The 4,252-nt window shown below is 70.1% G+C and carries 6 protein-coding genes; all 6 read right to left on the reverse strand.

What is annotated here, in order from left to right:
• Positions 1-62: 62 nt before the first annotated feature.
• Positions 63-983 (reverse strand): 4-hydroxy-tetrahydrodipicolinate synthase, encoded by a 921-nt coding sequence (gene dapA / locus G6018_RS02330; RefSeq protein WP_182609553.1) that lies wholly within the window; start codon positions 981-983, stop codon positions 63-65.
• An 85-nt stretch (positions 984-1,068) separates the two neighbouring features.
• The gene (thyX, locus tag G6018_RS02335; protein WP_179525424.1) at positions 1,069-1,821 is read right to left on the reverse strand and encodes an FAD-dependent thymidylate synthase; all 753 of its coding nucleotides are present in this window, start codon (positions 1,819-1,821) and stop codon (positions 1,069-1,071) included.
• 36 nt (positions 1,822-1,857) lie between these two features.
• The gene (locus G6018_RS02340; RefSeq protein WP_179525425.1) at positions 1,858-2,310 is read right to left on the reverse strand and encodes an NAD(P)H-dependent oxidoreductase; all 453 of its coding nucleotides are present in this window, start codon (positions 2,308-2,310) and stop codon (positions 1,858-1,860) included.
• Entirely contained in the window at positions 2,307-2,786 is a 480-nt protein-coding gene (locus tag G6018_RS02345) for a hypothetical protein (RefSeq protein WP_179525426.1), read from the reverse strand. The genes G6018_RS02340 and G6018_RS02345 overlap by 4 nt, the downstream gene beginning before the upstream one ends.
• 8 nt (positions 2,787-2,794) lie before the next feature.
• Positions 2,795-3,544 (reverse strand): 4-hydroxy-tetrahydrodipicolinate reductase, encoded by a 750-nt coding sequence (gene dapB / locus G6018_RS02350; RefSeq protein WP_179526256.1) that lies wholly within the window; start codon positions 3,542-3,544, stop codon positions 2,795-2,797.
• A gap of 34 nt (positions 3,545-3,578) precedes the next feature.
• The coding region (locus G6018_RS02355; protein WP_182638604.1) for an insulinase family protein at positions 3,579-4,252 on the reverse strand (674 nt) is incomplete at its 5' end.

A 4,252-nucleotide genomic window follows, 5' to 3' on the forward strand; every position in this document is an offset into this window, starting at 1 on the left:
GGTGGGGCGGCCGGCAGCGCGGCGGGTCCGGCCGCGTCCGCGGCTGTTGGTCGGGTTCTCCGTCATCTGATGACTCCTGCTCTGTGCAACAGCGACGCCAGTGCGTCCCGTTGCTCGGTGGTCGGTGGTAACTGCGGGAGTCGCGGCACTCCGGCCGGGATCCCGAGAAGTTCTAGTGCTGCTTTGGACATCGACACGCCGCCGAGCGCCCGTTGGGCGTCGAAGAGCGGGAGGAGTCCGAGGTTGATATGTCGCGCGGTGTCGACCTCGCCCGCGAGGAAGGCGCGGCGCAGCTCGACGAGGCGCGCGGCGGCCACGTGGCCGATCACGCTGACGAAACCGCTGGCTCCCACGGCCAGCCACGGGAGGTTGAGTTGGTCGTCGCCCGAGTAGTAGACGAGGTCGCAGTGGGACATCACCGTGACCGCGTCGTGGAAGTCGCCCTTGGCATCCTTGACGGCGACGATGTTCGGGTGGGACGACAGTCCGATGAGCGTCTCCGCCTGGATCGGGACCACGGACCGCGGTGGGATGTCGTAGAGCATCACCGGTCGGTCGGTGGCGTCGGCGATCGCCCGGAAGTGGGCGTCGAGTCCGGCCTGGGTGGGCTTGGAGTAGTACGGGGTCACCACGAGCATGCCGTGGGCACCGACGGACGCCGCCTGGCGCGCGAGGTGCACGGAATGTGCGGTGTCGTATGTCCCGACTCCGGCCACCACCGTCGCCCTGTCCCCCACCGCGGCCAGAACGGCCTCGAGAACCGCGATCTTCTCCGCGTCCGTGGTGGTGGGCGACTCTCCCGTGGTCCCGGACACGACGAGACCGTCGCACCCCGACTCCACGAGGTGTTCCGCGACACGTGCGACGGCCTTCAGGTCGACGTAACCGTCGGACCCGAACGGGGTGACCATCGCCGTGAGCACCGTGCCGAACGGCGTGGGGCGTCCGGGTCGGGTGGGGGCCGGCCGACCGTCCGCCGACATCGGGCCCCCAGTGGTCACGTGTGTCATGGCCTCCCAGACTACCCGCAGACCACGGGAAGTCCCGATTCCGACCCGGTGAACCGCTTCATCCCTCCAGGACGTAGGGGCTCACCGCGATCTCGGAGCCGTCCTCCAGCGAGGTGATCTCGAAATCGGAGAACACCGCAGGCGCCGCTTGTCGCAACTGACGCAGGACGTCGATCGCCAGTCCTCGGATCTCGGTGTCCGCGTGCTCGGTCGCCCGCATTCCGATGAAGTGCCGCCACGACCTGTAGTTGCCGGTCACCACGATGCGGGTCTCGGTGGCGTTGGGCAGGACCGACCGCGCGGCCTGCCGGGCCTGCTTGTGACGCAGCATCGGGTTGGGGACGTCGGCGAACCTCTCCTCGAGCTTGGCGAGCATCTCCGCGTAGGCCTCCCGCGACGCGTCGGTGGCGCGGCGGAAGATCTCCACCAGCTCCGGGTCGTCGGCGATCGCGGGCGGGGGCACCACCTTGGAATCATGCTCCGGGACGAACCGCTGCGACAGCTGGCTGTAGGAGAAGTGGCGGTGCCTGATGAGCTCGTGGGTGCACGACCTGGAGATACCGGTGATGTAGAACGTCACGCTCGCGTGCTCGAACACCGAGAGGTGCCCCACCTCGAGGATGTGCCTCAGGTACCCGGCGTTCGACGCGGTGCGCGGGTTGGGTTTGTCCCAGCTCTGGTAGCAGGCGCGGCCGGCGAACTCGGCCAGGGCGGAGCCGCCGTCCGCATCCGTCTCCCAACCGATCTCGTCGGGTGGGGTGAACGCGGTGTGCGCGACCATGCGGACCTGCCGCCGGACGAGCTCGGACATGGTGGGACTCCCTCTGGTGTCGTGTCGCCCGGCGGGTCAGCCGAGAAGGTGTGCGGCGACCGTCGCGGCGACCTCGGACGCGGTGTCGAGTTCCTCACGACCGGGCTCGCCGGTGAGCTGTAGGGCCGGGGCGACCTGGCGGAGGTCCCACCCGGTGGTGATCCGTTCGACCGAGGCCACCGCCCCGGAGGTGTCGTTGTCCCCGTGCACGCAGAGGGCGTAGGGCCGACCGGCCACCGCACCCTCGCAGGTGTAGTACGTGCGGTCGAAGAAGTGCTTGAGTGCACCGGACATGTAGCCGAAGTTGGCCGGGGTGAGCAGGACGTAGCCGTCCGCACGGAGAACGTGGTCGTCGGTGGTCGCAAGTGCGGGCACCGATTCGACCTCGATGCCCTCGAGGTCGGGATGGGCCAGACCCCTCTCCAGTGCCTCCAGGATTCGTCGGAGCCTGGGGGACGGAGCGTGGTGGACCACGAGGACGGTGCTCATCGCGGATCCCCGGTCCCGGAGGACTCCGCCTCCCGCAGGGCGATGGCCGCCCGCATCACCTCACGGGCACGGAGGCGGTCGCCCGCGTGGTCGTAGGCGCGGGCCAACCGGTAGTTGGTACGCCAGTCGTCCGGAGACGCCTGGTACTCCGCACTGACGCGGTCGAACAGCTCATCGGCGGCGGCGTGCTCGAGTCGCCCGGACGGGCGGTGGTCCAGGTCGGAGACGTCGAGTTCGATCCCCTCCTGGGCTGCCGCGGCGGAGATCCGCTGGAGTTCGAATCCGTTCCGCAGGATCGCCCACATCGCCCACGCCCCGACGACGGTGAGCAGGACGATCCCGACGCCCAGTCCACGCATGGCGAGGTACTCGGACCGGCTGATCATGGACCACCCGAGGTAGAGCAGGTAACCGAACGCCACCACCAGACCCACCGCCGTGAGGGCCATGACCAGCGGCTTGACGACTCTGTCCACGGGCCGGCCTACAGATCCATGAAGGCGTCGAGCCCCACGGTGAGTCCCGGAGCGCCCGCGATCGACCGCACGCCCAGGAGCACACCGGGCGCGAAAGAGGAGCGATCGAGGGAATCGTGCCTGATGGTCAGGGTCTCCCCCTGTGTACCCAGGAGGACCTCCTGGTGCGCGATCAGGCCGGTCACGCGGACCGAGTGCACCCTCACCCCGCCGACATCTGCGCCCCGCGCCCCCTCCAGCTCGGTGGAGGTGGCGTCCGGGGAGGGCCCCATCCCTGCCGCGGCGCGGGCGGCGGCCATCATCTCCGCCGTGCGGTGTGCCGTACCCGAGGGTGCGTCGGCCTTGTTCGGGTGGTGCAGTTCCACGATCTCGGCCGAGGGGAAATACCTCGCAGCCTGGACCGCGAAGCGCATCATGAGGATGGCTCCGATCGCGAAGTTGGGTGCCACGAGCACCCCGGTATCCGGGTGGGACGCGAGCAGTCCGCGCAGTGTCTCCAACCGCTCGTCGGTGAAGCCGGTCGTGCCGACCACGGCGTGGATGCCGTGTGTGATGCAGTAGTCGAGGTTGTCCATCACCACGTCGGGGTGCGTGAAGTCCACGACCACCTCCGCGCCGGCGTCGGTGAGCATCTGCAGCCGGTCGCCCTGGTCCACCTCGGCGACGAGTTCCATGTCCTCCGCCGCGCGAACCGCCTCGCAGATCGCCGTGCCCACCTTGCCGCGTGCACCGAGCACTCCGACCTTCGTCACCGTCATCGTCTCCTCATCGGTCGTCACACCGCTCACCAGCCTATCCGCCCACGCCGGCGAGAAGATCAGCCGCGCCGCCGGCATCGGGCATGCCCGGCCCGACGGCCGCCAGACACCAGGGCGCGGTCTCGCCCGTCCAGTAGTCCGCCACGGCGTCGCGGTGCACGGTGCGGAGCCGGTGGAGCGACTCCCCGACGGTCACCACAGTGTCGCGGTCCAGCAGGTGGCGGCCGATCCGCGTCATCCGCGACAGTGGGTCGTCCAGCCCGAGCCTGATCGATCCGGTGAGGTGCCCGATCGCGCGGTCGACCTCGTCGCCGGACGGGGGATCGTTCACCATCCCGGCGACGACCTCGGCCAGCGCACCGCTGAGGGCGTCCACCCGCCCGACGGGGCTGCCGGCGACGACCGAGACGAGTCCGGTCGCACGGAACTGGTCCATCGACGCGTACACGGTGTAGGCCAGCCCGAGCTCCTCGCGGACCCGCTGGAACAGTCGGGAACTCAGTCCACCGCCGAGCACCGCGGTCGCGACCTGTGCCGCGGCGCGGTCCCGGTGATCGCGGGACGGTGTCCTCCGTGCCAGAGCCAGGAGCACCTGCTCGGAGTCGTCGTCCTCCCCCACCAGAACCGACGACGGGGCCCAGCCCGGGTGCCCGGCCGCCTGGCCGGAGGTGGGTGCGGCGGCCCCGACCGTCGCGGCTCCCGCCGGGC

This window comes from Dietzia sp. DQ11-44, from assembly GCF_014145205.1.
Taxonomy (GTDB): domain Bacteria; phylum Actinomycetota; class Actinomycetes; order Mycobacteriales; family Mycobacteriaceae; genus Dietzia; species Dietzia natronolimnaea.

Excerpts from the sequence above, each read along its gene's own strand:
- dapA (WP_182609553.1), bottom strand. The coding sequence starts at position 983 with ATGTCGGCGGACGGTCGGCCGGCCCCCACCCGACCCGGACGCCCCACG.
- thyX (WP_179525424.1), bottom strand. The coding sequence starts at position 1,821 with ATGTCCGAGCTCGTCCGGCGGCAGGTCCGCATGGTCGCGCACACCGCG.
- G6018_RS02340 (WP_179525425.1), bottom strand. The coding sequence starts at position 2,310 with ATGAGCACCGTCCTCGTGGTCCACCACGCTCCGTCCCCCAGGCTCCGA.
- dapB (WP_179526256.1), bottom strand. The coding sequence starts at position 3,544 with ATGACGGTGACGAAGGTCGGAGTGCTCGGTGCACGCGGCAAGGTGGGC.